At 57.4% G+C, this 20,437-nt stretch carries 20 protein-coding genes and 1 tRNA gene; 15 read left to right on the top strand and 6 right to left on the bottom strand.

What is annotated here, in order from left to right:
• The first annotated feature begins 72 nt into the window (after window positions 1–72).
• The gene (locus tag ACIREA_RS01690; RefSeq protein ID WP_397379918.1) at window positions 73–1,026 is read left to right on the top strand and encodes a sugar phosphate isomerase/epimerase family protein; all 954 of its coding nucleotides are present in this window, start codon (window positions 73–75) and stop codon (window positions 1,024–1,026) included.
• Window positions 1,027–1,067: 41 nt separating this feature from the next.
• Window positions 1,068–1,619 carry a PH domain-containing protein gene (locus ACIREA_RS01685; protein ID WP_397379916.1) on the top strand — a complete coding sequence of 184 codons (552 nt, stop codon included), beginning with the start codon at window positions 1,068–1,070 and terminating at the stop codon, window positions 1,617–1,619.
• A 6-nt stretch (window positions 1,620–1,625) separates the two neighbouring features.
• On the opposite strand, the gene ACIREA_RS01680 is transcribed toward ACIREA_RS01685, so the two are convergent.
• Window positions 1,626–2,123 carry a hypothetical protein gene (locus ACIREA_RS01680; protein WP_397379914.1) on the bottom strand — a complete coding sequence of 166 codons (498 nt, stop codon included), beginning with the start codon at window positions 2,121–2,123 and terminating at the stop codon, window positions 1,626–1,628.
• Window positions 2,124–2,189: 66 nt separating this feature from the next.
• Between ACIREA_RS01680 and hflX the strand changes: the two genes are divergently transcribed.
• The 7 genes from hflX (at window position 2,190) to ACIREA_RS01645 (ending at window position 8,830) form a co-directional block, all read left to right on the top strand.
• Entirely contained in the window at window positions 2,190–3,518 is a 1,329-nt protein-coding gene (gene hflX, locus ACIREA_RS01675; RefSeq protein WP_397379913.1) for a GTPase HflX, read from the top strand.
• A 282-nt stretch (window positions 3,519–3,800) separates the two neighbouring features.
• The gene (locus ACIREA_RS01670; RefSeq protein WP_397379911.1) at window positions 3,801–4,574 is read left to right on the top strand and encodes an SDR family NAD(P)-dependent oxidoreductase; all 774 of its coding nucleotides are present in this window, start codon (window positions 3,801–3,803) and stop codon (window positions 4,572–4,574) included.
• A 758-nt stretch (window positions 4,575–5,332) separates the two neighbouring features.
• On the top strand, window positions 5,333–5,905 hold the full coding sequence (locus ACIREA_RS01665) for a hypothetical protein (RefSeq protein ID WP_397379909.1): 573 nt from the start codon (window positions 5,333–5,335) through the stop codon (window positions 5,903–5,905).
• A gap of 559 nt (window positions 5,906–6,464) precedes the next feature.
• Complete coding sequence (locus tag ACIREA_RS01660) at window positions 6,465–6,830, top strand: hypothetical protein (protein ID WP_397379907.1); 366 nt, start codon at window positions 6,465–6,467, stop codon at window positions 6,828–6,830.
• A 592-nt stretch (window positions 6,831–7,422) separates the two neighbouring features.
• The gene (locus ACIREA_RS01655) at window positions 7,423–7,836 is read left to right on the top strand and encodes a hypothetical protein (RefSeq protein WP_397379905.1); all 414 of its coding nucleotides are present in this window, start codon (window positions 7,423–7,425) and stop codon (window positions 7,834–7,836) included.
• A gap of 150 nt (window positions 7,837–7,986) precedes the next feature.
• Entirely contained in the window at window positions 7,987–8,229 is a 243-nt protein-coding gene (locus tag ACIREA_RS01650; protein WP_397379903.1) for a type II toxin-antitoxin system HicA family toxin, read from the top strand.
• A 37-nt stretch (window positions 8,230–8,266) separates the two neighbouring features.
• Window positions 8,267–8,830 carry a hypothetical protein gene (locus ACIREA_RS01645; protein ID WP_397379901.1) on the top strand — a complete coding sequence of 188 codons (564 nt, stop codon included), beginning with the start codon at window positions 8,267–8,269 and terminating at the stop codon, window positions 8,828–8,830.
• A gap of 444 nt (window positions 8,831–9,274) precedes the next feature.
• On the opposite strand, the gene ACIREA_RS01640 is transcribed toward ACIREA_RS01645, so the two are convergent.
• The 4 genes from ACIREA_RS01640 to ACIREA_RS01625 form a co-directional block, all read right to left on the bottom strand.
• Window positions 9,275–10,837 (bottom strand): autotransporter domain-containing protein, encoded by a 1,563-nt coding sequence (locus ACIREA_RS01640; RefSeq protein ID WP_397379899.1) that lies wholly within the window; start codon window positions 10,835–10,837, stop codon window positions 9,275–9,277.
• A 366-nt stretch (window positions 10,838–11,203) separates the two neighbouring features.
• A complete protein-coding gene (locus ACIREA_RS01635; RefSeq protein WP_397379897.1) occupies window positions 11,204–11,422 on the bottom strand; it encodes a hypothetical protein in 219 nt (72 codons plus the stop codon).
• Window positions 11,423–11,995: 573 nt separating this feature from the next.
• Window positions 11,996–12,268: a hypothetical protein gene (locus ACIREA_RS01630; RefSeq protein WP_397379895.1), complete on the bottom strand. Its 273-nt coding sequence runs from the start codon at window positions 12,266–12,268 to the stop codon at window positions 11,996–11,998.
• 795 nt (window positions 12,269–13,063) lie between these two features.
• On the bottom strand, window positions 13,064–14,497 hold the full coding sequence (locus ACIREA_RS01625; RefSeq protein WP_397379893.1) for a Gfo/Idh/MocA family protein: 1,434 nt from the start codon (window positions 14,495–14,497) through the stop codon (window positions 13,064–13,066).
• Between the two features lie 283 nt (window positions 14,498–14,780).
• Here ACIREA_RS01625 and ACIREA_RS01620 point away from each other — a divergent pair, with 283 nt between their 5' ends.
• From ACIREA_RS01620 to ACIREA_RS01605, 4 genes are all read left to right on the top strand, one after another.
• The gene (locus ACIREA_RS01620; protein WP_397379891.1) at window positions 14,781–15,956 is read left to right on the top strand and encodes a tyrosine-type recombinase/integrase; all 1,176 of its coding nucleotides are present in this window, start codon (window positions 14,781–14,783) and stop codon (window positions 15,954–15,956) included.
• Window positions 15,953–16,465, top strand: coding sequence for a hypothetical protein (locus ACIREA_RS01615; protein WP_397379889.1), 513 nt, complete (start codon window positions 15,953–15,955; stop codon window positions 16,463–16,465). The genes ACIREA_RS01620 and ACIREA_RS01615 overlap by 4 nt, the downstream gene beginning before the upstream one ends.
• Before the next feature lie 76 nt (window positions 16,466–16,541).
• Window positions 16,542–16,772, top strand: a complete 231-nt coding sequence (locus ACIREA_RS01610; RefSeq protein ID WP_397379887.1) for a hypothetical protein — start codon at window positions 16,542–16,544, stop codon at window positions 16,770–16,772.
• 510 nt (window positions 16,773–17,282) lie between these two features.
• Complete coding sequence (locus ACIREA_RS01605; protein ID WP_397379885.1) at window positions 17,283–18,176, top strand: hypothetical protein; 894 nt, start codon at window positions 17,283–17,285, stop codon at window positions 18,174–18,176.
• Between the two features lie 338 nt (window positions 18,177–18,514).
• Here ACIREA_RS01605 and ACIREA_RS01600 read toward each other — a convergent pair whose 3' ends face one another.
• Window positions 18,515–18,943 (bottom strand): hypothetical protein, encoded by a 429-nt coding sequence (locus ACIREA_RS01600; protein ID WP_397379883.1) that lies wholly within the window; start codon window positions 18,941–18,943, stop codon window positions 18,515–18,517.
• A gap of 317 nt (window positions 18,944–19,260) precedes the next feature.
• On the opposite strand from ACIREA_RS01600, the gene ACIREA_RS01595 reads away from it, so the two are divergent.
• Together ACIREA_RS01595 and ACIREA_RS01590 are read left to right on the top strand one after the other, a co-directional pair.
• Window positions 19,261–19,332: transfer RNA gene (locus tag ACIREA_RS01595), tRNA-Arg, on the top strand.
• Between the two features lie 609 nt (window positions 19,333–19,941).
• Window positions 19,942–20,437, top strand: a 496-nt coding sequence (locus ACIREA_RS01590; protein ID WP_397379881.1) for an autotransporter-associated beta strand repeat-containing protein, incomplete at its 3' end; no start/stop codon positions are given.

Below are 20,437 nucleotides of genomic sequence, written 5' to 3'. Positions count from 1 at the left end.
TTACAAAGTCGGGGCAAAAATTCTGCTGGAGCTTTGGGGGCTCCTCACATCATAGTGGGTGCTATCACACCCATGACCTCCCGCCGCCACTTTCTTCAACTCGTCACCACTGCCATTGCCGCTGCAGGTTCACGCCAAGCCCTCGCCGCCGACAAGGAACCGCCGTTCAAAATCTCGCTGGCGGAGTGGTCGCTGAACAAAGGTATTTTTGGGAAAGGCAATGCAGAGCGCCACGAGCATCTCGACTTCTGCAAAATCGCCCGCAGCTTGGGCATCGATGGCGTCGAGTATGTGAACCAGATGTTCTTCGACAAGGCCACCGACGCCGCCTACCTCGGCGAAATGAAAAAGCGCCAGGAAGGCGATGGCGTGAAAGGCCTGCTCATCATGTGCGACCGCGAAGGCAATCTAGGTGATCCCGATGAAGCCAAGCGTGCAAAGACCGTCGAAAACCACCTCAAGTGGCTCGATGCCGCTTCCACCCTCGGCTGCCACAGCATCCGCGTGAATGCCGCCAGCGATCCGAAGCTGAGCTGGGACGAGCAGATGAAACTCGCTGCGGATGGTCTGCATCGTCTCTGCGTCGAAGGCGACAAGCGCGGACTCTACGTTGTCGTGGAAAATCATGGCGGACTCTCCAGCAACGGCCTCTGGCTCACCGGTGTCATGAAAGCAGCAGACCACGCCCGCGTCGGCATCCTGCCTGATTTTGGCAATTTTTACACCGACCGCGTCAAAGGCGAACTCTACAACCCCTACAAGGGCCTGCGTGAGTTCATGCCCTGGGTGAAAAAGGGCATGAGCGCCAAGGCCTATGACTGGGACACCGGTGCTGGTAAATTCTACACCGAAGACCGCCGCGAAGGCCGGGAGATGACGCTCGACTTCGAGCGTTTGATCAACATCGTCGTCAAGGCTGGCTATAATGGCTACATCGGCATCGAATACGAAGGCGACAAGCACACCGAAATCGAAGGCATCAAGCGTACCAAGCAGGCGCTCGATGAGATCAAGTCGATGCTCTGATTTTCCAACCGCTTCCTAAACTCACACCCCACTCGCACATCATGCCTACTGAAGACACTCCCATTCCTGCCTCCGTCCCGGAAACCAATCTCTGGTCCGGTCACACCTCCCAGTGGGTTCATTTCTGGTATTACTTCTTCTGTGTCCTGCTGGCTGCGGGCATTGCGGTGGCGGCCACGGTGTTCGGGCTGGCTACTGCTGGGGTAGGAGCGCTGGGTTATCTGGCGCTGATCATTCCATTGCTTATGTGGGTCTTCCGCTGGTGGGCGACGAAGTGCACCACTTATGAGCTGACCAGCCAGCGTTTGCGCATTCGTGCGGGGATTCTCAACAAAAAGGTCGATGAGCTGGAGCTTTTCCGGGTGCGGGACTACACCATGGAGCAGCCGTTTTTGCTGCGGATGGTTGGTCTTGGCAACATGACTTTGATCACTTCTGACGCCACCACGCCCACGCTAAGCATGCGCGCGATTCCTGGGGTGGAGGTTGTGCGTGAAAAACTGCGCACGGCGGTGCAAAATGAGCGGGATCGGAAGCGGGTGCGGCAGATGGATGTGGACAGTGTGGATGACAGCGGTGGCGCCCTGAGCTGATGCCCGCTATTTCGAGCCTTCGATTTTTTCGGATTTTACGACGGTCGTTTTGCCGTCTTTGACTTCGAGTTGCAGTTGCATGCGCGCGAATTCCTTTTTGTAGCTCCAGCCGACTTCGGTGTCCCAGGTGGTGGCGCTGGTGGGCTGGAGCTTGCGGAGTTGGAGGACAAACGCGGCGAGACGTGTGTCGGAATCCGCAATGGTGTGGTCCGGGTCGATGTCCTTGAGGAATTGCGCATCGATGAACTTGAGTTTCAAATCGGCGAAGCGTTTCGTGAAGGCCTCGCTGGCGGGGGTCATGCCGTCGCGGTTGATTTCGCCGAGGACGATGGAGTAACTTTTGGCCACGCCGGGATTGAGATCGGGGATGGTGGTGATGAGGTGGCGGAGGGCGGCTTCGCCGGCATCGCATTCATAGAGGTTCAGCGGGAGGGGGGCGGTTTCTGAGGAATCGCAGGCGGCGAGGCCGAGGCAGAGGCTGAGCAGAAGGTGGCGGCGTGTCATGTGGGTGTTCATGGCATGGAATACGCAGCTTGGCAATGCGCTGGCGTGCTCCATACTGGCAACCCCATGTTTGACATCCGAGAAAAACCCAATGCAGTCGAGAACGCTTTTCTGGTCGGTGCGTACTTTGACCGGCGGCAGAAGCAGGAAGCGACTGATTTGCTGGAGGAGCTGGCGGAACTGGTGGGGACGCTGGGGATCAACATCATTGGCAAGGAGCTGGTTTTTGCGCGGGAGCACACGGCGCGCTACCTGATTGGCAGCGGGAAGTCGGCGGAGCTGATGAAGCAGGCCAAGGAAGTGGGGGCGGATGTGATTGTGTGGGACAATGAGCTGAGTCCGGGGCAGCAGCGGGCTTGGGAGAGCGAGGGGGACATCTGCGTGATCGACCGGCATGAGGTGATTTTGGACATTTTCAACATGCGGGCGAAGACGCGGGAGGCGCGGCTGCAGGTGGAGCTGGCGAAGATGGAGTATTCGATTCCTCGGCTGACGCGGATGTGGGCTCACTTGGACCGACAGGGCGGTGGCGCCGGCGGTGGTGTGGGTGGGGCGGGTGCGGCGCGTGGTGAGGGTGAAACGCAGCTGGAAGTGGACCGTCGGCTGGCGAGCAAGCGGCTGGACAAGCTGAAGGCGGATCTGGAGGAGGTGAAGAAGCAGCGGGAGACGATGCGCAAGGACCGCCTGCGCACGCCGGTGCCGCATGCGGCGATTGTGGGGTACACGAATGCGGGGAAGTCATCGCTGCTGAACAAGCTGACGGCGGCGGATGCGTATGTGGAGGACAAATTGTTTGCGACGCTGGATACGACGACGCGGCGGATGGAGCTGCCGGACGGGCAGCCGCTGCTGGTGACGGATACGGTGGGGTTCATTCGGAATCTGCCGCATGATCTGGTGCAGTCGTTCCGGGCGACGCTGGAGGAGGCGATCCAGGCGGATTTCCTCATTCATGTGATCGACGCGAGCTCGCTGCAGGCGGTGGAGTTTTATCAGACGACGTCGAAGGTGCTGGCGGAACTGGGAGCGGGGGACAAGAGGGTGCTGCTGGTGCTGAACAAGGTGGATTTGATCGACGATGCGCGGCTGATGGAGCTGAGGCGTGAGTTTTCGGAGGCGGTGGTGATTTCTGTCAAGACGGGGCAGGGGATGGAGGATCTGCTGCACCGCCTGCATGACTTCTTGATCGATCGTGTGGTGCGGCTGACGATGAGTCTGCCGCTGGATCGCATGGATCTGGTGGCGCTGATCCATCAGGAGGGGAAGATGCTGAGTGAGGATTATGAGACTGGCAGGGCGGAGATTCAGTGTGTGATGCCGAAGCGGTTTGAGAGCCGGTTTGCGGCGTTTCTGCCGGTGGATCCGGAGGCGGGGAAGAAGAAGGGGAAGAAGTAGGGGAGCCGGAATGGTTGGCCGCAAAGAGGCGCAAAAAAGGACGCAAAAAGGGGGAGGGGAGTTTGCGGTTGTTTGCGGTTGTTGAGCCGGAGGTCGGAGCCGGAATGGTGGCCGCAAAAGGACGCAAAAGGACGCAAAAGGACGCAAAAGGACGCAAAAAGGACGGAAAAGTTTGCCGTTGTTGGTGGTGGGGGATCGAGTGGGTTCTTTCCGTTGAGAATTGTTTGGCGAAAATGGGGAAAGGGGTAAAAAGGGGCTGCCAATCATTGTTTACTTCTGCTCATGTTCTCACTCGCTAATAAAACCGTTATCATCACCGGAGCCGGATCGGGCATCGGTCAGGCCATTGCCATTCTTTTCGCGAAGCAGGGGGCGCATGTGGAGGTGCTGGACCTGAAGCAGGAGGGGGCGCAGGTGACGGTGGACCAGATTGTGGCTGCCGGGGGCAGTGCGCGGGGATCGGCTTGTGATGTGGGGAATTATGCGGAGGTGAAGGCGATTTTTGACGATGTGGCGAAGACGCATGGGAAGATCGACGTGCTGGTGAACAACGCGGGCATCGCGCACATCGGCACGGCGTTGACGACGGCGGAGGAGGACATGGACCGCCTGCATCGGGTGAACATCAAGGGGGTGCATGCGTGTGCTCAGGCGGCGCTGGCTCACATGACGACGGTGAACAAGGGGGTGATCCTCAATATGTGCTCGATCGCAGCGCAGATGGGGCTTGCGGACCGGTTTGCTTATTCGATGACGAAGGGGGCGGTTTTGATGATGACGTATTCGATCGCGAAGGATTTTATCAAGCAGGGGATCCGGTGCAATTGCATCGCTCCGGCGCGGGTGCACACGCCGTTTGTGGACGGGTATCTGGCGAAGACGTATCCGGGGCAGGAAGCGGAGATGTTTCAGAAGCTGAGTGAGGCGCAGCCGATTGGGCGCATGGCGAAGCCTGAGGAGATTGCGGCGCTGGCACTGTATCTTTGCAGTGATGAGGCGTCGTTTGTGACGGGGAGTTCTTATCCGATTGATGGCGGCGCGGTGAATCTGCGGTGAGAGTTTACGGTTGTTGACGATGGTTGACCGTTGTTGACAGTGGTTTGCCCTGAGTTCCTGAGAGGGGACTCGGGGCTTTTTGTTGTTGCGGTGGGGTGGGGTGGTTTGGTGGGGTTATTTTTTGGCAAAGGAATGAGGAGCAAGGGAATGGGGACGGGGAGCGGAAGGTTGCGGTTGTTGGCGGTGGGTTGCGGTTGTTTGCCGTGGTTTGGCCGGAGTTCCAGAGGACTGACTTGGGGTGGACTGGCGTTGCGGTGGTGCGGGGTTGTTTGGTGTTGTTGTTTTTTGGCAAAGGAATGGGGAGCAAGGGAATGGCCGGAGGCAGGGAGGGACCGGAGTTGAACCACGGAATACACTGAATACACGGAAGTCGGATCAGAGGCGGAGGTGGGCTTTGAGGGAGGGGCTGCGCGAAAGGGGCGTTTTTTGGCGGAGGAATAGGGGAAACGGCTTTGGCACCGCAGAGATTGGAACGCCGCAGAGATGGGTTTTTGAAGTGGGCTTTGAGGGAGGGGCTGTTTGCGCTGTGAGAGCGGTGGATGTGGTCCGTGGGTCCTGGGTGCTTGCGATGCGCTGGCCGACAGACAGGAGTGTCTGTCGTACTTCAATCCATCCGCTCAGGCATGGTGTTGGATGGGATTGAAGTTCTTTGAACAAAGGGGTTGAATTTGAAAAAACGGGCCCAAGGGTTGTGGTATGATGTGGTGGGCGGTTGATGAATACCAGTTACTACCATTGGAATCTTCACTTTTCGGATCATGGCTATTTCTTCTTCCAAAAAGGCCCGCGAAGGCGGGATGAGGGCGGGTCGGCGGGTGAAGATGGCGAGTTTGCGGCGGTGGGTGAGGGGCGCGCGGGTGAAAGGGCTGACGGGGAGGGAGCTGGTGTTTGAGCTGCATGTACGCCGGGGGCTGGCGCTGCGGAAGGTGGCGAAGGTGCTGAGGCTGGGCCTGGGGGAGGTGCGGGAGCACTGGTGGGAAATCCGTGTGGCGCGGGCGGCGCTGGCTCCGAAACGGGAACGGGTTTTGCCGCCGCTGGCTCTGCGGTCGGAGGGGGATTTGGTGGCGCTGCGGGAGTGCGTGAGTGTGGCGCTGTGGGAGACGGTGGTGGGGACGTTTGGGGTTCCTGAGGTGGAGGATGCGGAGCGGGCTGAGGTGCCATCGGCGCCGATGCTGTCGGTGCGGGTGAAGGCGCTGAGGCAGATGGCGAGGCTGTATGGTGTGGAGTGCAAGGGCCGGGCTGCTGCGGCTGCGGCTGCGGTGGAACCGGTGGGGTGTGCGACGCCGGAGGAGATAGCGGAGGCGGTGAGGGAGAGGAGGCGGGGGAGTTGACGATGGTTGACGGTTGTTGACCGTGGTTGACGGTTGTTCGTCAGGGCTTCCGCGACACGAGGGGACGAAAGGGAGGGCTTTTAACCGCTGATGAGACGCTGATAAGACGCTAATGCAGAATGAGAAATCCGGACCGGCGCCATGTTTGTTTGGAGGTGGCTGGGACGTTCGTTTTGCCGCAGAGGTACAGAGGGAGCAGAGGCGGTTGACAGTGGTTTACGGTTGTTGACCGTGGTTGACGGTTGTTGGTCAGGGCTTCCGCGACACGAGGGGACGAAAGGGCGGATTTTAACCGCTGATGGGACGCTGATATGACGCTAATCCGGAATGAGAAATCCGTGCTCGTGCCCTGTTGGTTGGGCGGCGCAGGAGACGTTCGATTTCGTTGCAGTGGAGCGGAGGGGCAGCGGTGGACAGGAGGATCTGGTCGCTGGATCTGGTGCGATGCAGAAGGCGGGTTTCACCCCATTTCGTGGGTGGCGGATCTCGCGCAGGATGTTGCTCGCCCAGTGAATGAATTCTCAAACATTGGGCAACAAACCAACCCCAAACGTTTCTTATGAAAACCCAAATCTACAGCCTCGCCTTCGCGCTTATCGCTTCATCTGCTGTCCTCGCGCAGGATACGACCACCACCAAGACGACGACTGTCCAGGCGGACGGTTCGACGCAAACCACCATCAAGACCACCACGAGCACCGGGACTCTGACGGAGTATGTGCCCGGAACGACCTTCATCCTGAAAGAGGAGAGCGGCCCGGTGACTTATCGCTATGGCAAGGAAGTGGTCTATGTGACCAAGAGCGGCAAGGTCATCACCCAGGACATGCTGAACACACGCGTTCGTGTGGGCAACCCGGTGAGTGTGCAGTACATCACTGATGGTGACAATCGCGTGATCAGCCGCGTGGTTGTTGATGATTGATTGAATTGATTGCTCCGAGGGATCGGAGCGAGACATCCTCATTCACACCGGCACTTCTTAGGAGGTGCTGGTGTTTTGGTGCCTGGGGAGGGGAGGCAAGGCAGTTGACAGTGGTTTACGGTTGTTGACCATTGTTTACAGTGGTTTCGCCAGACCCAACTTCCGGAGTGGGAATTGGAACCACTGACTTGCACTGACTTGCACTGATGATGAAGGCTAAGTTGTCCATGGCGGTTCAAATGCCGTGGGTGATGCGTTTTGTGTGTGGAGAAAGGGAGGGATTTTAACCGCTGATGAGACGCTGATATGACGCTAATCCAGAAGGAGAAAGTCGGACCTGCGCCATGTTGTTTGGGGGTGGCAGGGACGTTCGAGTTTGCCGCAGAGGAGCGGAGGGGCAGAGGGAGCAGAGAATGAAGTGAGCCGGAGTAAGCCAGGCGGCAGCGTGGGAGCGGATGTGGGGTTTTGGTTTTGGCAGAGGAATGGATTGGCAGAGGAATGGACTGAGCTTGGGCCTGGGAATGGCGGGTGTTTTGTGAGGTATTTGCGGCGTGTGGCCCTCGGTGCTGCTACTTGAGGGCCTCCTGACACTATGAATCCATTCCTACTCCTCGGGCTCTCCTGCCTTTTTCTCTGTCAGTGCAAAACGGCCAAGATTTCGGGGCCTGTGCCGAATCCGCCGATCAAGCATCTGGCGGTGGTGAACAACGAGGATGTTCACATGGACGACTTCCAGTCACAAATGGTCGATCAGATTCGCGCGATGGGCATTCAGACGACGGTGGTGCCAGCGCCTCCCGGAAATGCGGACTATCTGACCTACACGGCCAACTGGCGCTGGGACCTCGGCATGTACCTGTGGCGCTTCACCGCTACTCTCCATCGGCCCCAAGGCCCGCTGCGCAGCGTGATGTATGGAAACACCGGCCTGGACCTCCGGAAATTCGGTGAAGGGCAGGATAAGATTCGTTCGCCGATGCGGCAGATGCTTTTGGGGAGGTCTTGAGGGGGGAGGGGAGAGGCATGGACTGAACTCAGGCCTTCGAAAGGTGGTAATTTTTTGTCAAGATTTTGCACGCTGCCCCATCTACGCGAATGCGTCAAAAATTACGCAAAGGAACTTGCGATGTTTAATCCAATGCGTAAATATTGACGCATGAGCAGCAAGAAAAAAATCCGCGACAAACTTGCCAGCTTTACAGGCGATGCCAACTGGACGCTGGCTGAAGCGGAATTGGTGCTCACTCAGCACGGCTTTAGTCACACTGGCGGTTCGGGCTCTCACCGCGTCTATAGTCACCCGGCCCTCGACCAGCCTGTGGTGCTCTCCGCCCACGGCAAGAGCATCAAATCCGGCTATATCCGCAGCATCCGCCAAGCCATCAACGACCTGCCGTAATAACAGTCAGGCAAACCACCAAACACCAACACAACGTATGAAAGCCATCCCTTATCAATTCACGGTCGCCTGGAGCGAAGAAAACAGTGCCTTCGAGGCCCGCGTGCCTGCGCTGCGCTACTGCCTCGCCTACGGCACTACGCCCGAGCAGGCCATTAAAGAAGTAAAGATCGCTGCCGGTGCCATGCTCAAAGTTATGAAGAAGGAAGGCAAGCCCCTGCCTGCGATGGACGCCACGCTGGATCGAGTGAAGGCACTGCAGCCCTTGCTGAACCTATCGGCCATCGCCGCAGCCTCCGGCATCAGCGTCCAGACACTGAGCAGCAAGATCGTTCGTGGGACCGCCCTAACGCCCGACGAGTCCAGCCGTATCGGCAAGGTGTTCGTGTCGTATGGCATCGAAGCCAAGGAAACGGGGGCCTTGGTGAACTCAGTGATCGCCAAAGGACGCGCCGTCACAAAGACAGCGACTAGTGGCGCTGGCGCTATTCTTGATTATCATGGCGGTGGTGGCAGTGCGAGATCGTTAGCTGCAAGTGTGCTCAGCCGCCCGGCAGCCAAAACGGCTCATAAAGTAGTGGCGAAAACTAAGCCCCTCTGAAATGCCGGGGGGCGCTTCAAAGCCCACGGCGCAGCGTGATGTATGGAAACACCGGCCTGGACCTCCGGAAATTCGGTGAAGCGCAGGATAAGATTCGGGAGCCGATGCGGCAGATGCTTCTTGGCAGGCCTTGAGGGAGGGGGGGGCGACGGGTGGTGGGACTCGGAGGCGTTGAGAATGGGGGGAAGGGGGGAGTATCGACGTCGAGCACCCGCAAGGGGAAGATCTTGTCAATAATTTGCACACTGGCACCATCTTCCAGCCGCCCGGTCAACTTGCCACCTATGTCCCCGGTCCGAACCTTCACGCCGTCCTAAAAGAGGTGGCCATTTGGTGCGCTGGTACGGAGTATTCGCTACCCTGACCACTCAGCAGTCACAAAAAAGAGACGGCACCTTGCGGCACCGCCTCTTTCCTTGAACATAACTCAACCCAAAATCGTTATCAGAACTTATACCCCAGCCGCACGCTGCCGAAATGGGCCTGCATGTCCTGACGGAAGAACTGGCCCTGGTAGGAGAGCAGCAGGCTGAACTGGTCGTTGAACTGGAAGTTCACCCCACCACCTGCCACCATGTAGCTCTGCCCGGGGCTTTGATTGCCGCCTGTGGCCGTGAACGGCGCATTGATCAGGCTCACGCTCGTGCCGTTGTTGGTGATGTTCTGCCGCTCATAGCCCACGCGCACCTGCGGCGTGATTGCTGCCCAGCTCGTCTGGATTTTCTTGGTCGCCGACCAGCCCACGCGTGCCACCAGAGACTCATACGTCTGCCGTCCATAGGCCAGAGCAGCCGCGCCGCCGCCCGTTTCACTGTAGCTGTTCACTGTTCCATGCAGGTAATCCACACCGGCGTAAGGTCCTGTCACCAGCGTGTTGTTCTGGAAGCGGAAGTTCCACCCCGTGTTATACTGCACCGAGTTCGTGTAGGTGCGGGTGCTGCCGAAGGCCTGGTCGAAACCAAAGCCGGGATTGCGCGTCGAATCGAGCTGGTAGCTGCCAAAGCTATACAGCAGGCTGCTCCAATAGTTTTTACGCGCAAAGGACACATAGGCAGAGAGGGCCGGGCCTTCGAGATGCAGATGGCCGAGACCGCTGGTGTAGCTCTGGTCACTGGTGAGGAAGGTGGTGGCGAAGCCCACCGCAAGGCCACGGCTCAGATGACGGCTAATGCCGACGCTGGGAGCCCAGGAGTCCACCTGTACACCCGCCTGATTGTTGATGGCGTTGAGCTTGACGTTGCCGTAATTCACCGTGGTGAAGACTTCCCACTGGCGGGAGCGTGGCACCATTTTGGCGATGGGGTTCTTCGCGTCAGGGTTACCATCACCCTGGCCGACCACCACGCCGTAATCTGCCAAAGCAGCGACGCTGCCAGTGGCATCTTCCTCACCATCACCCGCTTGCAGGTTGAAGAGGTGGTTGTTTAGATCGTTGGTCACCGTGCTCCCCGCGCTGATGAGCATCTGCCCTTGCACGTTCACCATCGGCAGGCCGGTGGTCACGGCTGACACCTCCTCGGGTGGCGGTCCGAAGGTGACTATGAAGTTGAAATTCGGACTGATGGCATTCGTGTAGGTGCCGGTACCGAGTCCGAGGCTGGCAAACGTGGCACCCGCAAAAGTCATGGACCCTGCGAGAGAGGCACCTGAGACATACCCCGCCGGCACGTAAACAAGCCCCGCAGCCGAGTATGCCAAAAATACGTCGCCTGAAGACGATGTGGGAGGGTTAAGGCCACCAATGCCAAATGGTACGGAAGTACCACCTGTTCCTGTGTAAACATCACCAGTACCACCGGAACTGAAGTAACCCACTGCAGGATAAATATACGAAGAAAAACCTATTGTACCAGATAGAGTCAGTCCCGTCAGATCGACGGAACCCGAGTACGACAACACCACATTCCCGCCCGCTTCCGCACCAGTGATGGTGACGTCCGCGTTGGCAGCGTTGGGCAGCAGGGTGAGCTGGGCCGCCAGCAGGGCGGCACAGGTGAGCAGGTTCATGGCGCGGAACCGTGGGCGCGGGAGCGGGCTGAGTGAGTCGGTGCGTTTTTTCAAATGGATTTGTAGTTAAAGGTTTGTCAACGGTGCGTTCGAAGTAAACCAAGGGCCAACCACGATGATGGTAGATTCCTGAGCTGACTTTAATTTTTTGTTCAACTCTGAATCGGGCAGCATGATTGCTGCCGAGACTGGGAATTGCAGTAAGAAGTCCGGCAGCATGAAAAACGCCGCAAACGACTGCTGCAAATGAGGAACGTTATTTCGGATTATCCCACAATTGTTGCAAGGCTATCAGAGGTGTTTATTGGGTTACTGCACTCATGCGTTTTTTCAGGTTATTCGAAATTTACTTGTGTTTTAGTCTGGCTAACGGGACGGCAGCTTTATTTTTGAAACCCCATCATTAGGGCCTGCCGATGGGACTTCGAGCGGCACACTCAAGGCCAAGGCTTCACATACAATCGCGATGATGGTGTAGGCGTGCTCCGGCGGCAGTTCACCAGAGGCTCGGATCATCTGCGCCACATCGGTGCCCTGCACATAATTCATGACCAAGTAGAGCAGGCCGCCTGGCCTCTTGACCAAATTGACCGTTGGCTAAACCAGACTGGCCAGCATGGAAGGCTTCCAAATATTGAGGGCAAGGAATCTTTTGCCTGCCAGAGTGCCGAGGTCGGTCCTCTAGCAATTGTGTGTGGCTGCGCAGTCCTAAAAGTGCCAGGCATACGCCCCTTGAGGGTTCTCTTTCAAGAGTTCCCAAGGGCGGGGGATCTGCTGGAGATTTTGGAGAGCCTTGTGACGCTGGGGAGGGCGCGGAAGGACGGGGAGAGGTTCACAAGGTAAAACTGGCGGGAAGAGCAAGCCTCAGCGCATCCAACAAGACGCTCCTCTAGATCGTGTTAAGGGAATCGGGAGGTGTTTGGACGTTTGCTTATCGCGGCGGGATGGCGCTGCTGGTGGACGCGGCTTGCAGAGAGTGCGATGGGTTTGCTTTCCGGACGGACGGTGCCGTACCCAGGGCGTTGCCCTGGGCTGCGATAGGTCGCGCCTTTGGCGCTTCAATCCAGGCATCGGGGGGGGCTTTTTTGCGTTCCTTGCTGCGTGGCTATTCTCCGGGCTTTTTACGGAACGAAAGGGAAGTGTGCGTGAGGCCTTTCTTCAATCAATGGCTCCCGGTGGCAGCTTGGTTTTCCAGCGGTCAACGCGGCAGGAAATGAGGGCCCAGTTGCCGGGAAAGTGGAGATCGAGCACGCGGGTGGCGACGATGTCCAGCGTGATATGCTGGCCCCGGTGCCGGGTGGTTTCGTCAGCGATGAAAGGGCCGAATTGCAAAGCGAATTCTGGATCGCTGTAGGTCCAGGTCTCGCCATCAAAGTGGAGCGTGCAGTCGCGCGCTTTGGCAATCCATTTTCCGGTGGTGGGTACGCTCATGGGTTTGGAGCTTTTCAGTTCAGTGTTCCATCCGTCGGAAGAAAGGTCGTGGCGGTGGATGCACCTCGCGCGAGAGAGTCCTCCCCTGAAACGTCCGAAACGTTCCACGATGTGATGGAGGCTAAGCCGTTGCGGGTTCATTGCAATGAGCTCCCTGCCTAACCGAGGGTGAAACTGGTTTGCGGAAAGTGCGCGTGGAGTTGTTCGGCGGAGGCTTGGGGACAAGCCTCCCTACCTGCGCTGGGTGTGCGGCGGAGCTCATGGGAGACGCTGCTGGTGGACGTGGGATGGGGCGGGGGGCTGGGTTTGCTTTCCGGATGGGCTGTGCTGGTACCAGGGTAGCCTCGCTGAGGCTCGGCAACCCTTCGCTATGGTGCGCAGCCCCGGTTGGGGCTGGTGTGGCGGAGCGAAAGGATATTGCTTTGCATCTTGCACCAGGGCGTTGATCTGGGCTGCGGTGCGTCGCGCGGTTGGTGCTGGGGAGATGAACGAAACGGGAGGCTTCTCTTTGAAGGAAGGGGGGCGAAGGACGGAAAGGACAGAAAGGACAGAAAGGACAGAAAGGACAGAAAGGACGGAAAGGACGGAAAGGACGGAAAGGACGGAAAGGACACTTCTTCGCTGAAGCTCGGAAGGGTGGGGCGGTGGGCATGAAAAAACGGCAGCGGGGTGAGCGCTGCCGTTTGGGTTTGATGATTCAGATTTGGAACGCGAACAGGGGAGAATCTCCGCGAATTAACGCGAATTAACGCGAATTAACGCGAATCAGAATCCTGAGTGAATGTGGAATTCAACTTATGCTTTCCAGCCGTCGCGGTAGGAGGGGCGGGTGATGAATTTGTTGGGGGCTTCGACGTTGGTGACTTTCATGGCGGATTTGTCCCACTGGACGGTCTGCTGGGCGCGGATGGCGAGATTGCCAAGGAGGACGAATTCGGTGAGGGGTGCGGAGTAGTCGAAGTTTGAGGAGGGGAGGCCGCCATTGACGATGTGGTGGGCCCATTCGCCCTGGGGATTGTCTGGCATGACGGAGCGGGTTTCGGTCTGCTTTATCTTGCCGGACTTCATGTCCTGGCGGACCTGGGTGTATTTATCCAAAGGATAGATGATCGGGCTCTTGCAGTAGGCGTCGCCTTCGAAGATGACGCCGTCGGTGCCGATGAACATCATGCCGGAGGTGGCTTTCTTGAAGGTGTCTTCGGGGATGTCGGGGTGGCGCTCGGGCTTATTGGGGGCACCGTCTTTTTCGCCGTCGTGCCAGGTGACGGTGAGGGCGGGGTGTTTGCCGGCGGGCATGTGGTAGACTAGCTTGCTCCACATGGGGGCGTTGAGGTCGGTGATGGGGCCGGATTCGGCTTCGATCTTTTCGGGGATGAGCTGGCCGAGGATGGAGAAGGAGGAGTCCATGATGTGGCAGCCCATGTCGCCGAGGGCGCCGGAGCCGAACTGCCACCAGCCGCGCCAGTTGAAGGGGGCGGGGCCGGGGGAGCGCTGTTTTTTCTTGGCGGTGACGGGGTCGAGGTCGAACTCGAAGTAGGGCTCGGAGGGTTCGCAGGAGAGCCAGAGGTCCCAGTCGAGATTGGCGGGGCATTCGACGAGCTTCTTCTTAATAGGGCCCTGGGGCCAGATGGGGCGATTGGTCCAGAGGCGGATTTCCTTGAGGGTGCCGATGGCACCCTGCTCGATCCATTCTTTGGCCATGCGCTGGCCGTCCATGGTGCGGCCCTGATTGCCCATCTGGGTGACGATTTTGGCGTCTTTGGCGGCGCGGTGGAGATCGCGGACTTCGGAGATGTAGTTGCAGAGGGGTTTCTGGACGCAGACGTGCTTGCCGTGCTTGATGGCGTGCATGGCGGCGAGGTAGTGGGTGTGATCGGGGGTGGAGACGATGACGCCGTCGATCTGGTTCGACATTTCGTCGAACATTTTGCGGAAGTCCTGGTAGAGCTTGGGGGCGGGGGGAGCGGGCTGGGAGGAGTCGAGGTGGTGCTTTTCGCGCTTTTTGGCGGCTTCATCGAGGCGCTTGGTGTCGACGTCGACCATGGCGATGATGTTGTGATTGAGGGTGACCATGCCGGTGTCGGCGAGGCCTTTGCCGTTGGCGCCGATCTGGACGAGGTTGAGGCGCTTGGAGGCGGTGTCCTGGCCGCGGAGGAGGAGATTGGGGCCGGTGAAGGCGCTGGCGGCGAGGCCGGCGGTGGTGGTGAGGAAGTGGCGGCGTGAGTGCATGGGGGGAGTCATGGGTGAGGGGTTGGTATGGGTGCGAGGGGCGGAAACGAGGGAGGAGAGGGGATGTTGCAGTTGGTTGCAACTTGCATTCGGGAGTTGAATGATGGCGGGAACCGGTGGAAACGTGGGGCGCGTTCGTCGTCTCCGTAGTTCAATGGATAGAACGAGGGTTTCTATCCTCCCCCCTTTGAAAAACGATTTCACTGGGAGAAATACAAAATAGGACACCAGAAAACGAGGGTGGACATTCTTACTTTTATTCTTACTGTTTTCGGCATCACTTATGGCCTCTGTCTGGAAACACCCGAACTCCCCCTATTGGACGGCTTGCTTTACCGATGAGACGGGCAAGCAGGTAAAACGCTCCACGAAGCTTGAAGACAGGAGGCTGGCATTCAAGGCAGCCGAATCTTTCGAGGAAGCCGCGAAGAAAGCCAAGGGGGCAGAACTCACCCGCGCCGCCGCCGTGAAGATGCTCAATGAACTCATGGAGCGCACGCACGGGGAAGGGCTGGACACCCGTTCAACCCGTGAGCACTTCACCGACTACGTTGCCAGCTTGGAGGCACGCGGCACGAAGCCGGGAACGCTGAAACGATATGAACCGATCTTCGATGGCTTCCTTGCCCATCTTGGCGAGCCACGGTCAAACGCCCGAATTGCCAGCGTGTCTGCGCAGGAAGTCGAATCATTCCGTGATGCTGAAATGAAGGCTGGCAAAACAGCAGGCACCGCAGGTTTTGCGCTCAAGGTGCTCAATGGTGTTTTCGAGGATGCACGCCGGAAGGCCATCATTCTCTCCAATCCGGTTCAAGCCGTGAAGCCGCTCGCCAGCGCCATGAGCGAGGAACGCCGCCCCTTCACTGATGCGCAGGTGAAAGCCTTGCTCACTGTGGCAGACACCGAATGGCAGGGCATGATCTTGTTCGCCTATCACACGGGCATTCGTTTGAATGATGCCGCGAACCTCTCACGCCAGAACATCGAAGGCGGGAAACTGCTTCGCTTCCGTGAGGCCAAGACAGCGCACCGGAAACAACGTGCCAGTGAGCGGGAAACCGTGGTTGTCATGGCCTCCGATCTTCGCGACTACATCAAGAGCCTGCCCATTCCGATGAAGAAAGACGCGCCTCTTTTTCCTTCGCTCCATGGCAAGAAATCGGGCAGCGCTGGCGGGTTGTCGAATGCGTTCGCCCGCCTGCTGGACAAGGCAGGCATTGACCGCGAGCAAGGCGAGGCACGGAAGGGCAAGGGCCGCCGTTTCAGCGCTCTGAGCTTCCATTCATTGCGACACACGATGATTTCACGGCTGGCGAATTCCGACGCGCCAGAGGCCGTCACAAAGGCCATGAGCGGGCATTCCACCGACGAAGCGCACCGCCGCTATGTGCATCTCGATACAGAGGCACAATCCCGCGTGGTGGCGAAAGCTCCGAGACTTTGGAGGGCGGTGGCGTGAGTTCCAAGAAAGTGAAGCCAGAAAAGACGCTCGCTCAGGCCTTAGGGCTATCGCTTGCGGAGTTTGAGCTGGCCGCCGCATTCAACTGTTTGATCGACTCACGTCTCTTAAACGATCACGAAGGCATTAAGCATTTCAGCGTAAAGATAGGCGCGCTCGTGTCTGCCCAACTCGCCAAGGGGAATGATCGATTTCTTGCCTTCGCAGCCGAGGGATTCCAGCGCGTCAAAGACAGGGAAAGCATCAAGCCGGGCAAGCCAGCATCGAAGCGGCACATTCAAATCCTATGGGCTGCTCAGGCTTTCATGAATGAGCGTCGCTGTCGTCCCACTGCTGCCGAACTTGTGAAGTTTTTGAACGAGAAACTTTCTGCGGAAGGGGAGCCTGCGAACATTACGACATCCGACATTTCAGAGGCCATTGAGCGAATGCCAGAACTTCGCGAACTCATCCGAGCTGCCAAGCGCGGAAGGCCTGCCGCTAAGCGCGAAGGCCCGGCAAAGTTTTAATTGCCGGGACACTAGCACTCCAATCGGGTGCAATTTCGACACCTTCAAACGTGGGTGAATAGTGCTGGTCTTCAAAATGAAGATTACATCCCTCCCCCCACAATCGGCGGCAGTCAACGCACTGCCAGAATTCGCAGATCATCGCACCGCCCGCGCATTGTTCGGGCTGTCCCGCTCGCATCTCTACAACCTCGTCAATGAGGGAAAGATTCGCAGCGTGTCCATTCGCAAGCCGGGAGCACTGAAAGGCCGCCGCCTGTTTGTTTGCGCCAGCATTCGCGACTTCCTGCATTCCCAAGTCGCATAACAAAGCCGCGCACCCGTGAAGGCAACGCGGCTCTGATAACTAGGAGAAGCGAGACTCTGCCAGAGCGGGAAACGCGGTGCAACCAAAAGGACGCGCCATGTACAAATCATGCTCACGATGCCACGTATTCAAACCGTTGGCTGCATTCGACCACTCCCGCTCCTCGCGGGACAACAGACACCACCGCTGCAAAGCATGTGACCGCCGACGAGACAAACAGCGGCTCCGAGACGGCACGATGCAAGCCAGCATCGACAGGTGGGGAGAACGCTATCCTGAGCGCATAGCGGCTCATAAAGTAGTTCAGCAGGCACTAAAGGACGGGACACTCGAACGCCATCCTTGCGCCTCTTGTGGTTCAACAAAGGCCGTCCACGCGCACCACGAAGATTATACAAGGCAGCTGGACGTAACTTGGCTCTGCCATCTCTGCCATATCGAACACCACCGCCTAGAGCGTTTCCACGGCAAAGGGCAGACGCTTTTTAGTTTCATGCAGGAGGGCAAGCCATGAGCAAAGGTGACCGCTATTTTAAAGCGCCGCTTGCCATCCTGCGGAACGGACAGAGTGCGCTTGATGCCTTGGATGCCGCTGTTTGCTGCGGCCTCGTGAACGCAGGCCTTGGCTACCTTGAAACGCATGGCGAGGCTGAATTTGATACTCTGCTTGAACAGGCAGACGAGGCAGCTGAGAAGCAGGGCTTGCCCACTACGCCGCCACCGCGATTCACGCTCAAAGATTGCGATGGAAAAACGATAGCGCATGAAAGAGCTGCTGAATTTTGGAAAGCGGCGCATGCAGGCGCGAAGGTCTGCGGAGTGAGCGGCGGAAACCGCGCCAAAGATGTTCAGACATGGGCGGCTCACACCAGACCGAAAGAAGTCTTTTTTACGATCAAAAGTGAATGGCTCTGGAATGCGGTTTATACAGCAAGGCGTGAGAGTGGCGACGACGTGACCAATGAGTTCAAGCCGCTAGCTTGGCGGGAGTTTCGCATTCTCGCCGCCATCTTGTCTGCACCCGTGAATAAGCTTTATGGCTTCGTGTTTCTCGGCTGGCAGTCGATTCAATCGCGGGCATGCGGCTACCATAAAAGAGATCTTTTTGGGGCCAGCAAGTCAGAGCTGCCGCCACACTGCCAGCCGCTAACGCGTTCACAAATTGACCTCACCACTTCACGCATGGAAGTTTTAAAATTCTACCTGCGCTTTCGTTACTCGAAAGGAGCACGCGGCGGAAAGACGGCCTATTCCTTCCGGCATGAGACACGGGAAAAACTCGCGGAGGCAGTCGGGAAGTTTCAGGCCGAATACTGTTTAAAACCGACAGTGGACGCAAACCGCGCCAAAGATCGTGAACTGACTATCCGCCTGCAAGGTGCCAGCAAGCAACCTGCAACATAATGAAGGGCTTTCACTTTCTCCCGCATGGGTGCCTGCATCCCTCCCAGCAAGCACGCCCGCAACCATACCCGCAACATAAGGAGAAAGGCTACAAGGAGAAAGGCGCGATGAAAAAGACCCGAATCAAAAAGACCAATGACGGCCTCGCTTCGCTCGTGGCACTTTTTTTTCAATCATGTTGTGATGAATGATTAATGCACACCGAATCCTACCAGACAGACACCAGTAACGGATCATTGAGCATTTGAAGCCGTTTTGACGCGTCTAAAGCTCAAGCCCTTGTGCCTGCCTCCAAAGCCGCTTCCCGCTGTGCTGGCTGCGCTCTAGCCCTCGCAGAGCTAAAGCAAGCGGCGTGGACGCGGTGCCTGCTTCACCGGATAGATGGTTGGTGGGATCTCTTCAGATTCTTCATCGGCTGCCCTCCGCTTCTCTTGAGCCGCCTCGATGCGCTGGCTGTGCAGATCCTCTATGTGCTGGCTGAGCAGTTCCTCGATGCGTTCCAAAGATTGTGCGGCCTTCCTGCTTTCCTGCGCCGCCACATACACAAACCACGGTAGCAGGATAAAAAGCACTAGAAGAAATATCGCGCCAATGATTACCGCCATTCCAGTGACATTGGTAACAGAGTCACTAGCGCCATTGAATTCTTTGATGCGTAGCTTTTCTGGAAGGCAGGCAAGATAAATCAGCCAACCAAGCACGGCGAGTAAGAGCATGATGAAGAACCAGCTCAATGCGCTGCCGTTTTGGGTGTCGCGTTTAGACATAATTCACAGATGGTGCGCAGAGCGCCTGCCGCCGCAAGTTTGCGCTGCTGTGGCTAAGCACCTCCCCCCTAGTAGGAAGTCTCCTAGACCCATCATTCCAAGAGGTTTTATAATCTACCAGTGCTTTCGTGCGAATTGTTCAAAATGCAGGTTCACATAAAAAACACACACCTTGCCCATTGGTGGCTAAACCTGCCGTTCCGCTGGACAAAGGACAGGCCAGTATAATAGTGGAAATGGGTGGACGTATTCTTACTTTCATTCTTACTTTGCCACTATCCGGCGAGGTGTTCAGCGTAAAGCACTGATATTCAGTCGTCTCCGTAGTTCAATGGATAGAACGAGGGTTTCCTAAACTCTAAATACAGGTTCGATTCCTGTCGGGGATACGCGGTAAAGAATGCGAGAGGTGGGAAGGTTTAGGCGAGTGGTTGATTTACTGTAAATACTGGTATTTCCATGGTCTTTTTGAGAAATGGTCTCGCTCGGTTCTCATTTATTAGGAATTACGACCACCCTTTGATAGGGCATTGTGAATAACTTAAAATGCTGAATTTCAGTGTGTTAAGTTTTTTTTGCGAAAGGATAAAAATAGGTTGTCTGGTAAGGGTTCAATGTGTTTTGATGCAAAGAATACCTTTAGATGCCACCAACCACACCCTGCGCAGAAATAAAGAATGCAGCAGCCGCACCTCTTTCGAAGAGAATGCGTGCAGCTGCGTCGCTGTATTTGTGAGCGCAGACATGAGGTTGTTTTACCTTTTTCCTTATCCCTTATGAAGACATTACGCCACCACCGCCAATTCCTTGGATGGTTCATGATTTGCCTGATGGCAACATGGCTGCCAGGACCGCATGCTCAAGGTGCCATACTTTTTTACGATGGAGGCACTGGTTCGTGGGACACTACGACGAGCAATTGGAACAGCACATCCACCGCTTGGACCAATGGCAGTGACATTGCCAGTTTCACCACAGCCCCAGCGGGCACTGTCAGCTTGACCGAGCCGATCATAGCGGGCGGCCTGATCTTTGGTGTGGATGGCTATCGGATCGATGGAGGTGCGGCTCCTGCCACCAACACTCTGACGCTGATGGCACCGAGTGGATCGAATTCACCGGCCATCAAGGTGGCGGCCTTGAACCGGGTGACGATTGATGCGCTTCTTGCCGGTACATCTGGTTTCACCAAGACTGGCAATGGCACGCTGAGGCTGACGAACAGCAGCAACAGCATTTCTGGAGATGTCGTGATCAATGGCGGCAACCTGATGATCACAAATGAAGCGCAGCTCGGGACGGGGACCACGGCGATTTCGGTGAACGGCATCGCCGGCAGTGGCAACCCCGGCTACAGCGGTGGCAGCCTGATCCTGATGGGCAACACGGTGGGTGCGGGCATGACCATCAACCGTGAGATCAGCGTGACTGGACGTGGCCCGGGGGCGGTCAACGGCAGCGGTGGTCTGGTGAGTGTGGGCAACAACACGATTG

The sequence above is a fragment of the Prosthecobacter sp. genome, from assembly GCF_044373815.1.
GTDB lineage: Bacteria > Verrucomicrobiota > Verrucomicrobiia > Verrucomicrobiales > Verrucomicrobiaceae > Prosthecobacter.
This window is presented reverse-complemented; position numbering and strand designations above follow the sequence as displayed.

Bases quoted from the DNA above. Each gene is read 5' to 3' on its own strand.
- ACIREA_RS01645 (WP_397379901.1), top strand. From the start codon at position 8,267: ATGAAAGCCATCCCTTATCAATTCACGGTCGCCTGGAGCGAAGAAAAC.
- ACIREA_RS01670 (WP_397379911.1), top strand. From the start codon at position 3,801: ATGTTCTCACTCGCTAATAAAACCGTTATCATCACCGGAGCCGGATCG.
- ACIREA_RS01655 (WP_397379905.1), top strand. From the start codon at position 7,423: ATGAATCCATTCCTACTCCTCGGGCTCTCCTGCCTTTTTCTCTGTCAG.
- ACIREA_RS01660 (WP_397379907.1), top strand. From the start codon at position 6,465: ATGAAAACCCAAATCTACAGCCTCGCCTTCGCGCTTATCGCTTCATCT.
- ACIREA_RS01650 (WP_397379903.1), top strand. From the start codon at position 7,987: ATGAGCAGCAAGAAAAAAATCCGCGACAAACTTGCCAGCTTTACAGGC.
- ACIREA_RS01605 (WP_397379885.1), top strand. From the start codon at position 17,283: ATGAGCAAAGGTGACCGCTATTTTAAAGCGCCGCTTGCCATCCTGCGG.
- ACIREA_RS01625 (WP_397379893.1), bottom strand. From the start codon at position 14,497: ATGCACTCACGCCGCCACTTCCTCACCACCACCGCCGGCCTCGCCGCC.
- ACIREA_RS01630 (WP_397379895.1), bottom strand. From the start codon at position 12,268: ATGAGCGTACCCACCACCGGAAAATGGATTGCCAAAGCGCGCGACTGC.
- ACIREA_RS01610 (WP_397379887.1), top strand. From the start codon at position 16,542: ATGAAGATTACATCCCTCCCCCCACAATCGGCGGCAGTCAACGCACTG.
- ACIREA_RS01620 (WP_397379891.1), top strand. From the start codon at position 14,781: ATGGCCTCTGTCTGGAAACACCCGAACTCCCCCTATTGGACGGCTTGC.
- ACIREA_RS01685 (WP_397379916.1), top strand. From the start codon at position 1,068: ATGCCTACTGAAGACACTCCCATTCCTGCCTCCGTCCCGGAAACCAAT.
- ACIREA_RS01690 (WP_397379918.1), top strand. From the start codon at position 73: ATGACCTCCCGCCGCCACTTTCTTCAACTCGTCACCACTGCCATTGCC.
- ACIREA_RS01640 (WP_397379899.1), bottom strand. From the start codon at position 10,837: ATGAACCTGCTCACCTGTGCCGCCCTGCTGGCGGCCCAGCTCACCCTG.
- ACIREA_RS01600 (WP_397379883.1), bottom strand. From the start codon at position 18,943: ATGTCTAAACGCGACACCCAAAACGGCAGCGCATTGAGCTGGTTCTTC.
- hflX (WP_397379913.1), top strand. From the start codon at position 2,190: ATGTTTGACATCCGAGAAAAACCCAATGCAGTCGAGAACGCTTTTCTG.
- ACIREA_RS01680 (WP_397379914.1), bottom strand. From the start codon at position 2,123: ATGACACGCCGCCACCTTCTGCTCAGCCTCTGCCTCGGCCTCGCCGCC.
- ACIREA_RS01665 (WP_397379909.1), top strand. From the start codon at position 5,333: ATGGCTATTTCTTCTTCCAAAAAGGCCCGCGAAGGCGGGATGAGGGCG.